We start from the raw sequence: 17,611 nt of genomic DNA, 5'->3' as shown, positions 1-17,611 counted from the left end.
GCCAGCTCCCGCAACAGCGCGAGGGTCTCGTCCGTGACCAGGTGCTTGCTGTAATCGATGTACAGATCACCGACCCGCACCACATACCGCTCCGCGCGGCCGGGATCCGCGGCGAACAACTCGCGCAGGTGCGGCTGGTTCCGGTCCCGGTGATCGGCGAGGGCCGCCCACTCGGGCATCTGGTCGAGCCTGGTGCGGCCGTCTGCGTTCATGTCCGACTTCAGCCCTCTCTCGGTACCTGTCCCGCTGCCGGTCCCAACCTAGTTGATCGGCATGCGGGACAAGGGCCGGGACACCGCCCGGGAGTTGCGACCGCGGAAGGGCTCACGGGCCGGTGGCCGCGCGGGAGACGGCAGCCGTGGGGCACCGCGGACCGTCGGCCGGCGCCGGGCGGCAGACAAGGCTCCGGCCGGGCGCCCTCGGGCACCCGGCCGGTGAACTCCTAGATCTCGCCGCGCAGTTTGGCGAGCGCCTCCGCGAGGATCGCCTCGCCGTCCGCGTCGCTGCGCCGCTCCCGCACGTACGCGAGGTGCGTCTTGTATGGCTCGGTACGCGGCGGGTCCGGCGGGTTGTCCCGGTCCTGGCCGGCCGGGAAGCCGCAGCGCGGGCAGTCCCAGGTATCGGGGACCTGCGCGTCACTGGCGAAGCTGGGCTGCGTCTCGTGCCCGTTGGAGCACCAGAAGGAGATGCGCAGACGCGGCGCGGACTCGCCGCGCTCGGCCTCGCCCATCGGCCCCGCCCCGACCCGGCTTCCTCGGATCGCGTTGCCACTTGCCACGGTCGTAACTCCCTGCGTGATGGTGCCGCCAAGCGAGTCGGCGTTTCGCTTCGCTGCGAGCGCCTCAGTCTACGTAAGGCCCAACGCGCGTCCAGTGATTGGAGTTACCGGCCCCCGCACCAAGACGCAAGCCCCATGATAGGCCGCGCTCACGGGCGCGTACCGAACACGGGGCTTTACGTGTGGGATATACGAATTGTTCCGGACATGCGCCCGGGTCACCGCGGGGATCGCGTCAGCTGTTCGTCTTCATCAGCATGCCGAGGACGATGATGGACGCGAACCAGAACAGACCGATCACGATCGTGATCCGGTCGAGGTTGCGCTCGGCGACCGAGGAGCCGCCGACGGAGGACTGCATGCCGCCGCCGAACATGTCGGAGAGGCCGCCGCCCTTCCCCTTGTGCATCAGCACCAGCAGCATCAGCAGCAGGCTGAAGACGATCAGGGCGATCGAGAACCCCAAAACCACGGCTGGACCAACTTCCTCGGATTCGGATGGACGACGGGGGCACAGCACCTCCGCTGCGCCCCCGCAAGAGTACGACGTATCGCCGCTACCGCCTACTCACAGCGCGTCCTACTGATCGCGGAAACGCACGATCTTGACGAACTCGTCGGCGTCCAGCGAGGCGCCGCCGACCAGGGCGCCGTCGATGTCGGCCTGGGCCATGATCTCGGCGACGTTGCCCGACTTCACCGAGCCGCCGTACTGGATGCGGACCTTGTCGGCCACGTCCTGCGAGTACAGGTCGGCGAGCTTGGCGCGGATGGCGGCGCAGACCTCCTGCGCGTCCTCGGCGCCGCAGACCTTGCCGGTGCCGATGGCCCACACGGGCTCGTAGGCGATCACGACGGTCTCGGCCTGGTCGGCCGGGAGGTCCTTCAGGCCGCCCTCGACCTGCGCGAGGGTGTGGCTGACGTGGTCGCCCGCCTCGCGGACGTCCAGTTCCTCGCCGACGCACAGGATCGGGGTCAGGCCGTGCTTGTAGGCGGCCTTGACCTTGGCGTTGACGATCTCGTCGGTCTCGTCGTGGTACTGGCGGCGCTCGGAGTGCCCGATCGCCACGAACGTGCACTTCAGCTTGGCCAGCATCGGGCCGGAGATCTCGCCGGTGTAGGCGCCGGAGTCGTGCCGCGAGATGTCCTGGGCGCCGTACTTGATCTTGAGCTTGTCGCCGTCCACCAGGGTCTGCACGGAGCGCAGGTCGGTGAAGGGCGGCAGGACGGCGACCTCGACGGCCTCGTAGTCCTTGTCGGCCAGGGCGAAGGCGAGCTTCTGGACGTGCGCGATGGCCTCGAGGTGGTTGAGGTTCATCTTCCAGTTGCCCGCCATCAGCGGCGTGCGCGTGCTCATCGAGGTCAGTCCTCCAGTGCGGCGAGGCCGGGGAGCGTCTTGCCCTCGAGGTATTCGAGGGAGGCGCCGCCTCCGGTCGAGATGTGGCCGAATGCGTTCTCGTCGAAGCCGAGCGTACGCACGGCCGCGGCGGAGTCACCACCGCCGACGACGGTGAAGCCGTGCGAGTCGACGAGGGCCCGGGCGACCGCCTTGGTGCCCTCGGCGTAGTCGGGGTGCTCGAAGACGCCCATGGGACCGTTCCAGAAGACGGTCTCGGCGTCGGCGAGCTTCGAGGCGTAGAGCTCTCGGGTCTTCGGGCCGATGTCCAGGCCCTCCTGGTCGGCGGGGATCTTGTCCGCGTCGACCACGGTGTGCTCGGTCGGCGCCTTGGTCTTCAGGTCCGGGAATTCCGGGGAGACCACGACGTCGACGGGGAGCAGCAGTTCGACGCCCTGCTCCTCGGCGCGCCGCAGGTACTCGGTGACGACCGGGACCTGGTCCTCCTGGAGCAGGGAGATGCCGACCTCGTAGCCCTTGGCCTTGAGGAAGGTGTAGGCCATGCCGCCGCCGATGAGCAGCCGGTCGGCCCGGCTGAGCAGCTCGTCGATGACGGCGAGCTTGTCGGAGACCTTGGCGCCGCCGAGCGCCACGACGTAGGGGCGCTTGACGTCCTCGGTGAGCTTCCTCAGGACGCCGACCTCGGTGGCGATCAGGTGGCCGGCGTAGTGCGGCAGCCGGGCCGGGAGGTCGTAGACGGAGGCGTGCTTGCGGTGGACGGCACCGAAGCCGTCACCGACGTAGACGTCGGCGAGGGCGGCCAGCCGGTCGGCGAAGGCGCCGCGCTCGGCGTCGTCCTTGGCCGTCTCGCCGGGGTTGAACCGCAGGTTCTCCAGGACGGCCACCTGACCGTCCGCGAGGCCGGCGACCGTCTCCTGGGCGGAGGACCCGACAGTGTCGGTCGCGAAGGCCACGGCGGAGCCGAGGAGTTCGCCCAGCCGGGAGGCGGCCGGGGCGAGGGAGAACGCGGGGTCCGGGGCGCCCTTGGGGCGGCCCAGGTGCGAGGCGACGACCACCTTGGCGCCCGCGTCAGCGAGGGCCTTGACGGTGGGCAGGACGGCGCGGATGCGGCCGTCGTCGGTGATCGTCCCGTCGGCCAGCGGCACGTTGAGGTCGGCGCGGACGAAGACCCGCTTGCCGCTCACGCCGTCGGCGAGAAGTTCGTCGATCGTCTTCATTGAGTGGACTCCAAAGGAGGGCTCGTGGTGCACCTGATCGTAAGAGGACGTGGTCAGTACGCGGGACAGGGCCCGGACAGCGCGGCCGTGCGCTGCCCGGGCCCTGCTCTCACTTCGCGGTCCCGCTGTCTGCGATCAGAGCTGGTTGCCGACGAAGACCGTGAGGTCCACGAGGCGGTTGGAGTAGCCCCACTCGTTGTCGTACCAGCCGATGATCTTCACGTTCTTGCCCTCCTGGACCATGGTCAGGGAGGAGTCGAAGGTGCAGGAGGCCGGGGCGTTGACGATGTCGGAGGAGACGATCTGGTCCTCCGTGTAGTCGAGGAGGCCCTTCAGCTCACCCTCGGCGGCCTTCTGGAAGGCGGCGTTGACCTCTTCCTTGGTGACCTCGCGGCCGAGCTCGACGACGAGGTCGGTGACCGAGCCGGTCGGGACCGGGACGCGCATGGCGATGCCGTCCAGCTTGCCCTTGAGCTGCGGCAGGACCAGGGCGGTGGCCTTCGCGGCACCCGTCGTGGTCGGGATGATGTTCTCGGCGGCGGCACGGGCGCGGCGCAGGTCCTTGTGCGGGAAGTCCAGGATGCGCTGGTCGTTCGTGTACGCGTGCACCGTGGTCATCAGACCCTTGACGATGCCGAAGTTCTCGTCGAGGACCTTCGCCATCGGCGCCACACAGTTGGTGGTGCAGGAGGCGTTGGAGATGACGTGGTGGTTCGCCGGGTCGTACTTCTCCTGGTTGACGCCCATCACGATGGTGATGTCCTCGCCCTTGGCCGGAGCCGAGATGAGGACCTTCTTCGCGCCGCCGGCGATGTGCTTCTCGGCGTCTTCCTTCTTGGTGAAGATGCCGGTGGACTCGATGACGATGTCCACGCCCAGCTCACCCCACGGGATGTCGGCCGGGTTGCGCTCCGAGAGCACCTTGATGGTGTGGCCGTCGACGGTGATGGTGTCGGCGGTGTGGGACACCTCCTGCTTGAGACGGCCCAGGATCGTGTCGTACTTGAGCAGGTGGGCGGTGGTCGCGGTGTCACCCAGGTCGTTGACGGCCACGACCTCGATGTCCGCCCCCTGCTCCAGCAGGGCGCGGAAGTAGTTACGCCCGATGCGGCCGAAGCCGTTGATGCCTACGCGGATCGTCACGAACCGATCTCCTCGTTGGTACGCCGGCCATGCGGTGCCGGCGAGCTCTGTTTGGGATGTCCCCGACCACCACCGACCCTACCTCTCTGCGGGCCCCGTAGTGACATCGAGATGCCGCATACACGGGCAGGCAGTCCGTACCCGTCAGTAGAGGTACGGACCGCCTCGGATCGACAGTGGTTTCATCCGTTTTCGTCACGGAATGCCGGGCACTCTAGGCGCCTTTTTCACTCGTTCGTGAGCGGGTCGGCTCACTTGATCGACACGCCGTCCGCGCACCGTTGAGAGGGGGTCCCGCTCACCTGTCGAGGGCCTCGAACGACTTCCTCAGCAGGGCCGCCCGATCGGCCGCCGACGGCATCTGCTCCAGTCCGAAACCGAGCAGCACGGTGTCGTCCGTGGAGACCGCTCCGTAGGTCCGGAACAGGGCCCCGGTGCGCGCCCAGTTCTTCAGCACCGCCGGGCTGCCCGCGGGCGGTCCGGCCGCCCGCCAGGCGCCGAGGGACGACTCGAACCCCTCGGTCTCGCGCGCCGTACCGCCGACCACCAGCGAGGCGTCGTCGGCGAGGACGCCGTGCCCGCCGCTGCCGGGGTCGGTGACGTAGGCGAGCGAGAGTTCGACGGTCTTGCCGGCGTACGCGCTCAGGTCGAAGCTCACCTGGCGCCAGCCGCCGGAGCTGCCGGTGAGGCTGTTCCAGGCGCCGGTGGTGCCGGTCGCGGCGCAGGTGGTGCCGGTGAGCGTCAGGTAGTGCTTCAGCCAGGGGTGCTCGCCGATCAGGAAGCCGGCGCCGCACTCGGCCGGCACGGCCGCCTTGGTGGCCCCTCCGGCCTCCGGCAGGGTCGTCCAGTCGTCCGCGCCCGCGGTGTGCGCCTCGACCACCGCGTGGTCGTAGCCGGGCTCGGTGTCCCACAGCAGCCGGGTGTTCAGGGCCGGCTTCTCGGCGGCGGTGACACCGGTGAGGTCGATGGTGCGGGTGAGGCGCTTGTAGGCGTCGTCGGTGTGCACGGCGGCGGCCATGCCCTGGCCCGCGTACGGCCCGTACGGATTGGCGGTCCCCGCGAAGGTGCCCGCGCCCGCGCTCTCGAACTGCGGGTACGTGGCGACGGGCAGTTCGTCGGAAGTGACGCCGTAGGTGCCGGCCTTGTCGAGCGGGTTGCCGGGCGCGTCGCCGAGCGCGCCGCCGGCGCCGTCGAGCGCGCCGGAGCCGGTGAACCCGGTGGCCCCCTTGGTCGACGTACGGCTGTAGGCGCCCAGGTAGTACTGGCTGAAGTCGTTCGACAGGGTGCCGTCGCCGAGGTCGACGCTGCCGCCGGCCAGTTCGCCGGCCTCGATCAGCCGGCCGCCCTCGTTGAGGTAGGCGCGCAGCCGGAGCTGGGTGGGGTTGGCCGGGCCCGTCGTGCCCGAGTAGTGCACGACCGTGCGGAAGTGCCCCAGCACGCCGAGCGCGTCCGGGACTCCCCGGGTGGCCACGTCCCACACGGTCGCGCGGTGGCCAGCCGCCCGCAGCGCGTCCACGTACGTCTGCGCCCGGGTCGCGGCCGCGCCCTCCTCGGCGACGACCAGGGTGTCGGCCTTCGGCCGTTCGGCGACCGTGTAGGTGAAGTGGGAGCTGGCGACCTTCCGGCCGGCCGCGGTCTCGCCGGTGAACCAGACCTCGACCCGGTCGCCCGGCTCGCCGTCCCGCACCTTCGCCCGGTACTCGTCGAAGTACAGGTTGTCCTCGCCGCCGTAGGTCCGTCCGCCCTTCCAGGGCCTGAGCGCCTGGTCGCGCGTGCGCCCGCCGTTGACGCGGTACTTCAGCTCCTTGTCCCGGACCGCCTTGCGCACGACCACGGAGACCTGCTGGTCGGCGCCGCGGGAGTACGACGTGGCGAACGCGGCCGGGGTGAAGTCGGCGGCGCCCAGCCCGACCGCGGAGGACGGCCGGTCGGGGTGCGCGGCGGTCTCGGCGAGGGACAGCGCGAACGGGACGTTCTTCTCGAACTCCTGCTGGATCAGCTTCTCGTCGTCGGGGAAGTTGAAGTCCGACTGGCAGTCCTCGGGCCGCCAGGCGTCGTCCGGGTCGACGCGCGCCGCGGTCCGGCAGGTCGACATCTCGGGGGTGAACATCGCCAGGCCGTTGACGTTCGAGGCGTGCCCGTCCGCCTCGCCGTTGGTGGTGTACAGCTCGGAGGAGAGCTGCGAGTGGTAGCCGGGGACGGCGGGCTTCTCGGGCGTGCCGGCGAGCGCCTCGTAGAGCACGTCGTCCGGGGTCGGGGTGGCCACCTGCCAGCCGACGCCGTAGAGGAGGAGTTCGGCCGCGGAGTGGTAGTTGATCGCGTACCGGAACCCGACGCGCTTCTCGAAGGCGTCCAGGGCCCGGGTCTCGGGCTCGGACTCGGGGCTCGCGCCGCGGTAGGTCTGGCTGGTGGGGTTCGGTGACGAACCCTCGTCGTCGTAGCCCCACTTGTAGGCGAAGTTGCGGTTGAGGTCGACGCCGTCGCCCGTGCTGATCGCCCCGTCGCCGTTGACGTCGCGCAGGTTCTTGCGCCACAGGCGGTTGGCGGGGTCCTGGAAGGTGTAGTCGTAGCCGTCGGGGTTGGCGGAGAGGACGAACCACAGCTCGGTGGAGTCGACGAGCTTCTTGACGCGCTTGTCGGTGCCGTAGTGGTCCAGGTAGTAGTGCATCAGGCGCCGGGTCATCTCCGGCGTGATCCACTCGCGGGCGTGCTGGTTGGACATGTACAGCACGGACGGCTTGGAGCCGTCCCGCGACCTCTTCGCGTCCCTGGTCAGTCTGACGGCGAGGATGTCCTGGCCCCGGACGGTCCTGCCGATGGACTCGACCTTGGTGAGGCCGGGATGGTCCCGGGCGGTGCGCAGGATCTCCTCCCGCAGTCCGCCGCTGCCGCTGTACGGCCGGAACACGTGCTGGGCGGCGTCCTCGACCCGGGTCCGCGCCTTCGCCGAGAGGGTCTGCTCGGTGAGGTCCACGCCCCGTTCGCGCAGCCGGTCGGCCTGCCTGTCGGTGAGGTAGACCTCCACCGCGGCCCTGCCGCCCCCGGTCAGCCGCTCGCCGAGTTCACGGCCGTCCTGGCCGGCCTCCAGCAGCAGGGGAATCTGCTTCCGGGTGACGTCGGCGCGGAAGACCCTGACCTCGTCCGGGCCGGGCCCCGCCGGGTGCTCGTTCTGTGCCTGGGCTGTGGGTGCGAGGCTCGCTCCGCCGAGCAGGAGCGCGCCGAGGGCGAGGATCGATCTCGCTCTGTGTCTCATGAACCCCCCTGGAGGTGGTCCGCCACAGCGGCGAACAGGCTGCCAGGCTCATGTCACACGATGATCGAGTCAAGACCGCCGCACGGACACGCGCGGGCCGGCGCCGATCACCCGAACGGGCCCCGGCACCGGCGCGTCGGCACGGCTCCGGGTCAGCCGGCCAGGTTGTCCGCCAGCTCCTCGGAGAGGTTCGCCTCGGTGCCGGGAATGCCCAGGTCGGAGGCCCGCTTGTCGGCCATCGCCAGCAGGCGCCGGATCCGCCCCGCGACCGCGTCCTTGGTGAGCGGCGGGTCGGCGAGCGCGCCCAGCTCCTCCAGCGACGCCTGCTTGTGCTCCATGCGCAGCCGGCCGGCGGCGGCGAGGTGCTCGGGGACCTCGTCGCCGAGGATCTCCAGGGCGCGCTGGACACGGGCGCCGGCCGCCACGGCGGCGCGGGCCGAGCGGCGCAGGTTGGCGTCGTCGAAGTTGGCGAGGCGGTTGGCGGTGGCCCGCACCTCGCGGCGCATCCGGCGCTCTTCCCAGGCCAGCACGGACTCGTGCGCGCCCAGCCGGGTGAGCAGGGCGCCGATCGCGTCTCCGTCGCGCACGACCACCCGGTCCACTCCGCGCACCTCGCGGGCCTTCGCGGCGATCGACAGTCTGCGGGCGGCGCCGACCAGCGCGAGCGCCGCCTCCGGGCCCGGGCAGGTCACCTCCAGGGAGGAGGAGCGGCCGGGCTCGGTCAGCGAGCCGTGGGCCAGGAAGGCCCCGCGCCAGGCCGCCTCCGCGTCGCAGGTGGCCCCGGACACCACCTGCGGGGGCAGGCCGCGGATCGGGCGGCCCCGGCCGTCCACGAGGCCCGTCTGCCGGGCCAGCTGGTCACCGCCCGCGACGACCCGTACGACGTACCGCGAGCCGCGGCGCAGTCCGCCCGGCGCCATCACGATCAGCTCGGAACTGTGACCGAAGATCTCCAGGATGTCCCGCTTGAGCCGGCGGGCGGCCATCGCGGTGTCCAGCTCCGCCTCGATCACGATGCGCCCGCTCACCAGGTGGAGGCCGCCGGCGAACCGCAGGACGGCCGAGACCTCCGCCTTCCTGCAGCAGGTCCGGGTGACGGGGAGCCGGGAGATCTCGTCCTTCACCGCTGCCGTCATCGCCATGGGCCGATCCTTCCATGCATCCGAAAAATACGGTCGTACGCGGCGGCCAACAGTTCCGGATCGTGCCGGGGTGATCCGTCGGTCCGGGCCACGGGCGCCAGCTCGACCGCCGCTCCCAGCCGCTCGGCGGCCTCGGTGAGCGAGTCGCGGTCGGGCACGGCGGCCTCGTCGGCCAGCACCACGTCCAGGGCGAGTTTAGGGGCGTGTCGCCCCAAAACCTCCAAATGACGCTGCGGGGAGAAGCCCTCGGTTTCTCCCGGCTGCGGCGCGAGGTTCAGGGAGAGCACCCGGCGCGCCTTGGTGTCCGTCAGGGCGTCGAGCAGCTCGGGGACGAGCAGATGCGGGATGACGGAGGAGAACCAGGAGCCGGGGCCGAGCACCACCCAGTCCGCGTCCAGGACCGCCGCGACGGCCTCGGGCACGGCCGGCGGGTCGTTGGGCACGAGGTGCACCGACTGGACCTCGCCGGGCGTCAGGGCGACGGTCGCCTGCCCGCGCACCGTGTCCACGTCGTCCGGGCGCTCCGGGTCGTGCCCCTTGACCAGTGCCTGCAACTCCAGGGGCACGGCCGACATGGGCAGCACGCGGCCGTGCGCGCCGAGCAGCTTGCCGACCAGGTCCAGGGCCTGGACATGGTCGCCGAGCTGCTCCCACAGGGCGACGATCAGCAGGTTGCCGACGGCGTGCTCGTGCAGATCGCCGTGGGACTGGAAGCGGTGCTGGATCACCCGGGCCCAGGTCTGGCCCCAGTCGTCGTCACCGCACAGCGCGGCCAGCGCCTTGCGCAGGTCGCCGGGCGGCAGCACGCCCAGCTCGTCGCGGAGCCGGCCGCTGGAGCCGCCGTCGTCGGCGACGGTGACGACGGCGGTGAGGTCGCCGGTGATCCGGCGCAGCGCGGCCAGCGACGCGGACAGGCCCATGCCGCCGCCGAGCGCGACCACCTTGGGCTGGGCGCCGCGCCGCCGGGGCCGGCCCCCGCGGGCCTCGGCCGGGCGTCCGGAGCGCGCCTCGGGCACCATCCGGCGCAGTCGGCCCAGCCGTGGTGTACGTTCCGTCATTCCCGTCCCATGTCCCGGTGTACGACCACCGTCTCCACGCCCTCGGCCGCGAGACGCGCGGCGAGCTTCTCCGACATCGCCACCGAGCGGTGCTTGCCGCCGGTACAGCCGATGGCGATGGTCACGTACCGCTTGCCCTCGCGCCGGTAGCCGGCCGCGATGAGCCGGAGCAGTTCCGCGTACCGGTCGAGGAACTCCTTCGCGCCGGGCTGGTTGAAGACGTAGCCGGCGACCTCCTCGTTCAGGCCGGTGTACGGGCGCAGCTCCGGGACCCAGTGCGGGTTGGGCAGGAACCGCATGTCCGCGACGAGGTCGGCGTCGACCGGCAGCCCGTACTTGAAGCCGAAGGACATCACGGTGGCCCGCAGCTCGGGCTCCTCCTCCCCGGCGAACTGGGCGTCCATCTTGGCGCGCAGCTCGTGCACGTTGAGGCTGGAGGTGTCGATCACCAGGTCGGCGTCGCCGCGCAGTTCGCGCAGCAGTTCGCGCTCGGCGGCGATGCCGTCGACGATCCGGCCGTCCCCCTGGAGCGGGTGCGGGCGGCGGACCGACTCGAAGCGGCGCACCAGGGCCTCGTCGGAGGACTCCAGAAAGACGATCCGCCGGGTGACGCCCCGGGTGTCCAGGTCGGCGAGGGATTCGCGCAGATTGTCGAAGAAGCGCCGGCCGCGCACGTCCACGACGACCGCGATCCGCGCCACGTTGCCCTGCGAGCGGGCGCCCAGCTCCACCATGGTGGGGATGAGGGCGGGCGGCAGGTTGTCCACGACGAACCAGCCGAGGTCCTCCAGACACTTGGCGGCCGTGGACCGGCCGGCTCCGGACATGCCGGAGATGATCACCAGCTCGGGGATGGCCGTCTCGGGGACCCCGGCTGTCTCGCTACCCGTACTCACCTGTGCTCCGTTGTCCTGGCCCGGGTCCCGGCCGGCGCCGGTGTCCTGCCGGACGACGTCACCGCCCGTGCCGCCGTGTGCCTGATCTCGCTGTGCCGTGCGGTGTTCTTCGTGCTCCGTCATGTCTCCTGCCCCCGTCGGTCGTCCGGGACGCCCGCGGTCACGGGCTCCCCCGAGGAACCGTCCGTCGTGCCGGGTTCCTCGTCCTCCATGATCTCTCCGGTGGCCGTGTTCACGGCCGGGGCGGCCGGGGCCGCCTGGGCGAGTGCCACGGCGATGGTCTCGGCCGTCTTGCGGCCTATCCCGGGCACCTCCTGGATCTGCTCGATCGTGGCGGACCGCAGCTTCTTCACCGAGCCGAAGTGCTTGATGAGCGCCTGTTTGCGGGTCTCGCCGAGGCCGGGGACGTCGTCCAGCGGGCCCGCCCGGAAGCGCTTGGCCCGTCTGGTGCGCTGGTAGGTGATCGCGAAGCGGTGGGCCTCGTCCCGGACGCGCTGGAGCAGGTAGAGGCCCTCGCTGGTGCGCGGCAGGACCACCGGGTCGTCCTCGCCGGGCACCCAGACCTCCTCCAGGCGCTTGGCGAGGCCGCAGACGGCGATGTCGTCGATGCCCAGTTCGTCCAGGGCGCGCCGGGCCGCGGCGACCTGCGGCTGCCCGCCGTCGACCACCACCAGCTGCGGCGGGTACGCGAACTTCCGGGGACGGCCGTCGTCGTCCTTGAGGGAGTTGGTGATCACGTCCGGCCCGGTGATCACGTCCGGCCCGGTGAGCGCGTCCGGCCCGGTGAGCGCGCCGTCGCCGTCGGCGGACGTGGCCCCGGCGTCCGAGCCCTCGGTGTTCAAGCCCTCGGCGTTCGAGCCCTCCGTGTCCGGCTCGTCGGCCCACTCCCCCGTCCGCTCCTTCTCCGCCAGGTACCGCCTGAAGCGGCGGGTGATCACCTCGTGCATGGAGCGGACGTCATCCTGGCCTGCGAAGCCCTTGATCTGGAAGCGGCGGTACTCGTTCTTGCGCTGCAGGCCGTCCTCGAAGACGACCATGGACGCCACCACGTCGTCGCCCTGGAGGTGCGAGATGTCGTAGCACTCGATGCGCAGCGGGGCGCTGTCCAGGTCGAGCGCCTCGGCGATCTCCTCCAGCGCGCGCGAGCGCGTGGTCAGGTCGGAGGCGCGCTTGGTCTTGTGCAGCGCCAGGGCCTGCTGGGCGTTGCGCTCCACGGTCTCCATGAGCGCCTTCTTGTCGCCGCGCTGGGGGATGCGCAGCGACACGTTCGACCCGCGGCGGCCGGTCAGCCACTCCTGGACCGGCCCGACCGGCTCGGGGAGGGCCGGGACCAGCACCTCCTTGGGGACCGCGTCCCCGCTCTCCTCGCCGTACAGCTGCTGCAGGGCGTGCTCCACCAGGGCGCCGGTGGTGATCTCCTCGACCTTGTCGGTCACCCAGCCGCGCTGGCCGCGGACCCGGCCGCCGCGCACGTGGAAGATCTGCACGGCCGCCTCCAGCTCGTCCTCGGCGACGGCGATGAGGTCGGCGTCGGTCGCGTCGGCGAGGACGACGGCGTTCTTCTCCATGGCCTTCTTCAGGGCGCCGATGTCGTCGCGCAGGCGGGCGGCCCGCTCGTACTCCATCTCCTCGGCCGCCTCCGCCATCTGCCTCTCCAGCCGGCGCAGGTAGGTGCCGGTACGGCCCGCCATGAAGTCGCAGAACTCGTCGGCCAGGTCGTAGTGGTCCTCGGGGGTGATCCGGCCGACGCAGGGCGCGGAGCACTTGCCGATGTAGCCGAGGAGGCACGGCCGGCCGGTGCGGGCGGCGTTCTTGAAGACGCCGGCCGAGCAGGTGCGCACCGGGAACACGCGCAGCAGCAGGTCGACGGTGTCCCGGATGGCCCACGCGTGCCCGTAGGGCCCGAAGTAGCGGACGCCCTTCTTCTTGTGACCGCGCATCACCTGCACGCGCGGAAACTGCTCGTTCATCGTGACCGCGAGGTAGGGGTAGCTCTTGTCGTCGCGGTACTTGACGTTGAACCGGGGGTCGTACTCCTTGATCCAGGAGTACTCCAGCTGGAGCGCCTCGACCTCGGTGGACACCACCGTCCACTCCACGGACGCGGCGGTCGTCACCATCGTCCGGGTGCGCGGGTGCAGGTTCGCCAGATCCTGGAAGTAGTTCGCCAGTCGCTGGCGCAGGCTCTTCGCCTTTCCGACGTAGATCACCCGGCGGTGCTCGTCGCGGAACCTGTACACCCCGGGGGAGTCCGGGATCTCACCCGGCCTGGGGCGGTAGCTGGAGGGGTCGGCCATGTCTCACACCCTACTGGCGAGTGCCGACACCGTGTCGGGCCCGTGGACGACGGCCGCTCCCGCACCAGGGCGGCCCCCGGCTCGGCGACCGCTCCCGGCCGGGGCGGGCGCGCGTATGTGCTCACACGGTCCGACGGCCGTCCCGCCCGGGATCGCCTGCCGTTCGCGGCCTGTGCTCAGCCGACGGGGCCTGCCGTCGGCGTCCGAGGGCTGGGGAGACGGCCGGTGAACCGGCCGGGGCCAGGGGCGGGGCACGGGGGGGCCGGGGGCGGGGCTGGGCGGGGTCCCGCCCGCGTGACGGCCGCCATCCCGCCGGTCCCGGGGCAGCGAGGCCGCCGGGGGCGCGGGCCCGCCTCCGCCGCCTCCCGGCGCGCCGCGGTGAGCCGTCCGTGCCGGCCCGCCACGGCCCTGGCGGTGCTCCGCCGGGCGGCGAGGTCCGGCCAGTCGTCCGGAACGGACGGGCCGTAGGTGTTGTCGGGGTCTGGTCAACACGCTTCAATGCGGGGGAACTCGGGGCCGTGCACACAGGCGTGCGGGCGCGGCGTGCCCGGCCATGGCCGGCACGGCGCCCACGGGGGTGGCTCCGCACACTCGCCCAGGCGGTTCGGCCGGCCGTGGCGACACCTCACAGAAAGGCTCCTCGGTATGCGGCATGCCACAGAGCACGCGGACGTCCCCACCGCGGAACTGGACACGGTCCTGCGGGGCGGCCCCTTCCACGTGGCCCTGCGCGCCGCGATCGCCGCACGGGGACTGCCGCTCCAGCGCGTGCAGCACCACCTGTCGCGCCACGGGGTCAAGGTGGGCGTCACCAGTCTCAGTTACTGGCAGCAGGGCGCCCGGCGCCCGCAGCGCCCGGAGTCGCTGCGCGCCGTACGGGCCCTGGAGGAGATCCTCCGGTTGCCGGACGAGTCACTGATCCGCCTGCTCGCCGCGACCGGTGAGCCGGCGGCGGGCGACCGCCCGGGGGGACACTCCTACCGTTCCCTGCTGGAGGCCTCGGACGTCCTGGACCGGCTCACCGCCGACCTCGGCTGGTACCTGGACGGCGGACTGCACACCCTCGGCCAGCACGAATGCGTCCGGATCGGCGCCCGGCGCGAGCTGGCGAGCCGCGAGGCCCACCACATCGTGCGGGCCCACCGCGACGGCGTCGACCGCTTCGTCGCCGTCCACCACGGCGATCCGGGCTGCGACCCGCGGGACATCACCGTGCACGCGCTGGAGAACTGCCGCACCGGCCGCCTGCGCTGGGACCGGGACACCGGCGTCCTGGTGGCCGAGCTGCTCTTCGGCACCCGGCTGCGCTCCGGCGACACCTTCCTCTTCCGGTACGGCGTCGAGGACGGCACCGCGGGGGCGACCCGCGAGCAACTGCGCCGGTTCGGCTTCCCCGGCGGCCAGTACGCGCTCCAGGTGCGTTTCGACCCGGCCGCGCTGCCGGTGCGCTGTCACCGCTTCGCCCAGCACTCGGCGGCGGCCCCGCGCAGCGGCCGGCGGGAACTGCCCGTGTCCGGCCCGCACCACTGCGCTCACCTGGTCGAGCCGCGGATCCGGCCGGGCATCGTGGGAATCGCCTGGGACTGGGGCTGAGCGGCAGCCGGCCGACGGGCCGGCGGGCCGCCGCGCGGGGGTGGCCTGGCGGGGGTGCCGCGGTCAGTCGGCCGGACCGGCGATGATCCTGCCGTTCGCCGTCTTCACCGACAGCTCGGTCAGGGGCACGGTGGCCGGTGTCTGGACCACCTTGCCCGTCAGGGCGTCGAACCGGCTGCCGTGGCAGGAGCAGATCAGGGTGGTGTCCTGGAGCTGACCGATCGGGCACCCCGCGTGCGTGCAGACCGTGCTGTACGCCTTCAGCGTGCCGTCCTCGCCCCGGCTGACCACCACGTTCTGGTCCCGGTAGAGCTTCGCCGCGCCCTTGGCGACCTCGCTCTCCGCGCCCAGGTCGACGGGCGCGGTCGGCGCGGCGGCCGGACCGCTGCCGCCCGGGCCCGAGCACGCGGCCAGGCCGAGCCCGGCGACCGGGACGGCGGCGGCCCCTCGAAGGACGGTACGGCGGCTCGCGGAGGGGCGGGTGGGCATCTCGGACTCCACTGTTCAAGGGGTGTGCGGAGCGACGATACCGGGACATCGGACGCGGTCCCCGCGCGGGGCCGGAACGCACCCGGACGGGAGCGGACCGCAGCGACCGCACCGGGCAGGGACGGAGCACCCGGGCGGGGACGGCGTACCCGGGGGCCCGCGCACCGGACGACCGGTGCGCCATGGGTGCGGCCGAGCGGTGTCGGCGCAAGCGCTTGCGCAAACGTTTACGCGACGGGCGCGCTGCGGTAGCGTCCCTCTCGCCCGGGGGACGGACGCCTGCTCGCGGAAGGGACGGAAGCGCGATGGCCACCATGGCGGATGTCGCCCGCAGCGCCGGGGTCTCCGTGGCGACCGTGTCCCACGTCCTCAACGGCACCCGCCCCGTGCTCCCCCACACCCGGCAGGCCGTTCTCGACGCCGTCGACGCCCTCGGGTACACCCCCAACACCCTGGCCCGTTCCCTGGTGACCTCGCGCACCCGCTCCATCGGCCTCGCGGTGTCGGCCATCGGCAACCCGTACTTCACGGAGATCCTGCAAGGCGTCGAGTCCGCCGCCCTGGCAGCCGGCTACGGCCTGCTCATCGCCGATCCGCACGACGACCCGCGGCACGAGCGCACGGTGGTGCGGCTCCTGCACGAACGCAGGGTCGACGGCGTGATCGTCGCCCCCTCCCCCGACCCGCGCGAACTCGTCGGCTATCTGCGCCGCCACGCGGTACCGACGGTCTTCCTGGACCGCGTCGTCGACGCCCTCGGGGCCGATGGCGCTCCGCGAGGCGGCGCGGAGGCCGCCGCCTCTCCGGATGCGGCGTTCTGCGACCAGGTCTGTGCCGAGAGCGCCGCTCCCACCGCCCTGCTGGTCACCCACCTCGCCGAGCTGGGGCACCGCCGGATCGCCCTGATCGCCGGCCTGCCCGGACTCAGCACCACCCGGGAGCGCGTCGCCGGTTACCGGGAGGGCCTCGCCGCCGCCGGCCTGGAGTTCGACGCCCGCCTGCTGGTGCCGGGCAACTCCGAGCCGGACGGCGCAGAGCGGGCCACGACCGCCCTGCTCGGCCGCTCCGATCCGCCGACGGCACTGGTCACCGCCGACAACGCGATGACCATCGGCGCTCTGCGCGCGCTGCGCCGGCACGGCCGGTCCGTGCCGGACGACGTCGCCTTGTGCTGCTTCGACGACTTCGCCTGGGCCGACCTGTTCTCCCCGCGGCTGACCGCGATCGCCCGGCCCGGCCGCGAGCTGGGCACCCGTGCCGTCCGGCTCCTCCTGGACCGGCTGGCCGAGCCGGACCGCCCCGCCCGGACGGTCCGGCTGCCGTGCGCCTTCGTGCACCGCACGTCCTGCGGCTGCCCGGAAGATCCGGACCACGCCGGAACGGCCGGTCCCGCCGCACCGTCCACGCTGCCCGAGAAGGGAACCACCTCGTGATCATCGTCGCCGGTGAGGCACTGATCGACCTGGTACCGCAGGGCCCCGGTGCCCTCGCGGAACTGAAGCCCGCGCTCGGCGGCGGCCCCTACAACACCGCCGTGGCCCTCGGCCGGCTGGGCTCCCCCACGGCCTTCTGCTCCCGGACGTCGGACGACGCCTTCGGCGAGGCGCTGCTCGACGGGCTGCGGCGGGCCGGGGTCGACGTGTCCGGGGTGCAGCGGGGACCGGAGCCGACGACCCTCGCCGTGGCCACGGTCGACGCCGCGGGGTCGGCCGCGTACTCCTTCTACGTCGACGGGACCGCCGACCGCCTGTTCACCGCCCCCGCCGCACTTCCCGCCGGTACGCGCGCGGTGTCCTTCGGCACCTGCTCGCTCGTCCTGGAGCCGGGGGCGAGCGCCTACGAGCGGCTGATGCGCACCGCCGCCGGACAGGGGCTGTTCACCGCGCTCGATCCCAACGTCCGGGCGGGGTTGATCCCGGACGCGGCGGCCTACCGCGAGCGCTTCCGGAGCTGGCTGCCCTCGGTCACGCTGCTGAAGCTGTCCGCGGAGGACGCGGCATGGCTCGGCGGCACCCCGCGCGAATGGCTGGCCGCGGGCCCGGCCGCCGTGGTGGTCACGCACGGCGGCGACGGGCTGACCGTGTTCACCCGGGACGGCGGGGAGTGTTCCGTGCCGGGTGAGGAGGTCGACGTCGTGGACACGATCGGCGCCGGTGACACGGTGAACGCGGCACTGCTGCACGGGCTGGCCGTGCGGGACGCGCTGTCGCCGGAGGCACTCGCCGCCCTCGGGACGGAGGGCTGGACACGGCTGCTGCGCTTCGCGGCACGGGCGGCGGCGATCACCTGCTCACGGGCGGGGGCCGAACCGCCGTACGCGGCGGAGCTGGGTGAGCCGGCAGGGCCGTGAGCGGCCTGTCGCGGTTGACTTCCCTGTGCTGTTGACAA

At 72.3% G+C, this 17,611-nt stretch carries 14 protein-coding genes and 1 pseudogene; 3 read left to right on the top strand and 12 right to left on the bottom strand.

All coding sequences use genetic code 11. From position 1 onward, the window contains the following. The 11 genes and pseudogenes from ACZ4K2_RS29660 to uvrC all read right to left on the bottom strand — a co-directional run. Positions 1-212: pseudogene (locus ACZ4K2_RS29660) on the bottom strand (glucose-6-phosphate isomerase); the annotation flags it as partial. A 230-nt stretch (positions 213-442) separates the two neighbouring features. Beyond that, positions 443-778 (bottom strand): RNA polymerase-binding protein RbpA, encoded by a 336-nt coding sequence (locus tag ACZ4K2_RS29655; RefSeq protein WP_003957010.1) that lies wholly within the window; start codon positions 776-778, stop codon positions 443-445. A gap of 235 nt (positions 779-1,013) precedes the next feature. Beyond that, a complete protein-coding gene (gene secG, locus ACZ4K2_RS29650; protein WP_467469691.1) occupies positions 1,014-1,250 on the bottom strand; it encodes a preprotein translocase subunit SecG in 237 nt (78 codons plus the stop codon). Positions 1,251-1,358: 108 nt separating this feature from the next. Beyond that, on the bottom strand, positions 1,359-2,135 hold the full coding sequence (gene tpiA / locus ACZ4K2_RS29645; protein ID WP_467469689.1) for a triose-phosphate isomerase: 777 nt from the start codon (positions 2,133-2,135) through the stop codon (positions 1,359-1,361). Positions 2,136-2,140: 5 nt separating this feature from the next. After that, a complete protein-coding gene (locus tag ACZ4K2_RS29640) occupies positions 2,141-3,352 on the bottom strand; it encodes a phosphoglycerate kinase (protein ID WP_467469687.1) in 1,212 nt (403 codons plus the stop codon). A gap of 135 nt (positions 3,353-3,487) precedes the next feature. Further along, complete coding sequence (gene gap / locus ACZ4K2_RS29635; RefSeq protein ID WP_467469684.1) at positions 3,488-4,495, bottom strand: type I glyceraldehyde-3-phosphate dehydrogenase; 1,008 nt, start codon at positions 4,493-4,495, stop codon at positions 3,488-3,490. A 298-nt stretch (positions 4,496-4,793) separates the two neighbouring features. Further along, positions 4,794-7,748: a M14 family metallopeptidase gene (locus ACZ4K2_RS29630; protein ID WP_467469682.1), complete on the bottom strand. Its 2,955-nt coding sequence runs from the start codon at positions 7,746-7,748 to the stop codon at positions 4,794-4,796. 152 nt (positions 7,749-7,900) lie between these two features. Continuing rightward, the gene (gene whiA, locus ACZ4K2_RS29625) at positions 7,901-8,890 is read right to left on the bottom strand and encodes a DNA-binding protein WhiA (RefSeq protein ID WP_453548304.1); all 990 of its coding nucleotides are present in this window, start codon (positions 8,888-8,890) and stop codon (positions 7,901-7,903) included. Further along, positions 8,881-9,948: a gluconeogenesis factor YvcK family protein gene (locus ACZ4K2_RS29620; protein ID WP_467469680.1), complete on the bottom strand. Its 1,068-nt coding sequence runs from the start codon at positions 9,946-9,948 to the stop codon at positions 8,881-8,883. The genes whiA and ACZ4K2_RS29620 overlap by 10 nt, the downstream gene beginning before the upstream one ends. Beyond that, positions 9,945-10,967, bottom strand: a complete 1,023-nt coding sequence (gene rapZ / locus ACZ4K2_RS29615) for an RNase adapter RapZ (RefSeq protein ID WP_467469678.1) — start codon at positions 10,965-10,967, stop codon at positions 9,945-9,947. The genes ACZ4K2_RS29620 and rapZ overlap by 4 nt, the downstream gene beginning before the upstream one ends. Beyond that, on the bottom strand, positions 10,964-13,141 hold the full coding sequence (gene uvrC / locus ACZ4K2_RS29610) for an excinuclease ABC subunit UvrC (RefSeq protein ID WP_467469676.1): 2,178 nt from the start codon (positions 13,139-13,141) through the stop codon (positions 10,964-10,966). The genes rapZ and uvrC overlap by 4 nt, the downstream gene beginning before the upstream one ends. A gap of 645 nt (positions 13,142-13,786) precedes the next feature. Here uvrC and ACZ4K2_RS29605 point away from each other — a divergent pair. Then, positions 13,787-14,734, top strand: a complete 948-nt coding sequence (locus ACZ4K2_RS29605) for a hypothetical protein (protein ID WP_467469674.1) — start codon at positions 13,787-13,789, stop codon at positions 14,732-14,734. Between the two features lie 63 nt (positions 14,735-14,797). Here ACZ4K2_RS29605 and ACZ4K2_RS29600 read toward each other — a convergent pair whose 3' ends face one another. Next, positions 14,798-15,223 carry a Rieske (2Fe-2S) protein gene (locus tag ACZ4K2_RS29600; RefSeq protein WP_467469673.1) on the bottom strand — a complete coding sequence of 142 codons (426 nt, stop codon included), beginning with the start codon at positions 15,221-15,223 and terminating at the stop codon, positions 14,798-14,800. Between the two features lie 305 nt (positions 15,224-15,528). Between ACZ4K2_RS29600 and ACZ4K2_RS29595 the strand changes: the two genes are divergently transcribed. Further along, on the top strand, positions 15,529-16,656 hold the full coding sequence (locus tag ACZ4K2_RS29595) for a LacI family DNA-binding transcriptional regulator (RefSeq protein WP_467469671.1): 1,128 nt from the start codon (positions 15,529-15,531) through the stop codon (positions 16,654-16,656). Continuing rightward, a complete protein-coding gene (locus tag ACZ4K2_RS29590; RefSeq protein WP_467469669.1) occupies positions 16,653-17,573 on the top strand; it encodes a carbohydrate kinase family protein in 921 nt (306 codons plus the stop codon). The genes ACZ4K2_RS29595 and ACZ4K2_RS29590 overlap by 4 nt, the downstream gene beginning before the upstream one ends. The last annotated feature ends 38 nt before the right edge of the window (positions 17,574-17,611 follow it).

The sequence above is a fragment of the Streptomyces sp. NPDC025833 genome (assembly GCF_055558055.1).
The sequence above is the reverse complement of the archived record's forward strand: the minus strand, read 5'-3'. Positions and strand labels throughout refer to the sequence as shown.

Excerpts from the sequence above, each read along its gene's own strand:
- ACZ4K2_RS29630 (WP_467469682.1), bottom strand. The coding sequence starts at position 7,748 with ATGAGACACAGAGCGAGATCGATCCTCGCCCTCGGCGCGCTCCTGCTC.
- uvrC (WP_467469676.1), bottom strand. The coding sequence starts at position 13,141 with ATGGCCGACCCCTCCAGCTACCGCCCCAGGCCGGGTGAGATCCCGGAC.
- tpiA (WP_467469689.1), bottom strand. The coding sequence starts at position 2,135 with ATGAGCACGCGCACGCCGCTGATGGCGGGCAACTGGAAGATGAACCTC.
- ACZ4K2_RS29640 (WP_467469687.1), bottom strand. The coding sequence starts at position 3,352 with ATGAAGACGATCGACGAACTTCTCGCCGACGGCGTGAGCGGCAAGCGG.
- ACZ4K2_RS29605 (WP_467469674.1), top strand. The coding sequence starts at position 13,787 with ATGCGGCATGCCACAGAGCACGCGGACGTCCCCACCGCGGAACTGGAC.
- ACZ4K2_RS29595 (WP_467469671.1), top strand. The coding sequence starts at position 15,529 with ATGGCCACCATGGCGGATGTCGCCCGCAGCGCCGGGGTCTCCGTGGCG.
- rapZ (WP_467469678.1), bottom strand. The coding sequence starts at position 10,967 with ATGACGGAGCACGAAGAACACCGCACGGCACAGCGAGATCAGGCACAC.
- whiA (WP_453548304.1), bottom strand. The coding sequence starts at position 8,890 with ATGGCGATGACGGCAGCGGTGAAGGACGAGATCTCCCGGCTCCCCGTC.
- ACZ4K2_RS29600 (WP_467469673.1), bottom strand. The coding sequence starts at position 15,223 with ATGCCCACCCGCCCCTCCGCGAGCCGCCGTACCGTCCTTCGAGGGGCC.
- ACZ4K2_RS29620 (WP_467469680.1), bottom strand. The coding sequence starts at position 9,948 with ATGACGGAACGTACACCACGGCTGGGCCGACTGCGCCGGATGGTGCCC.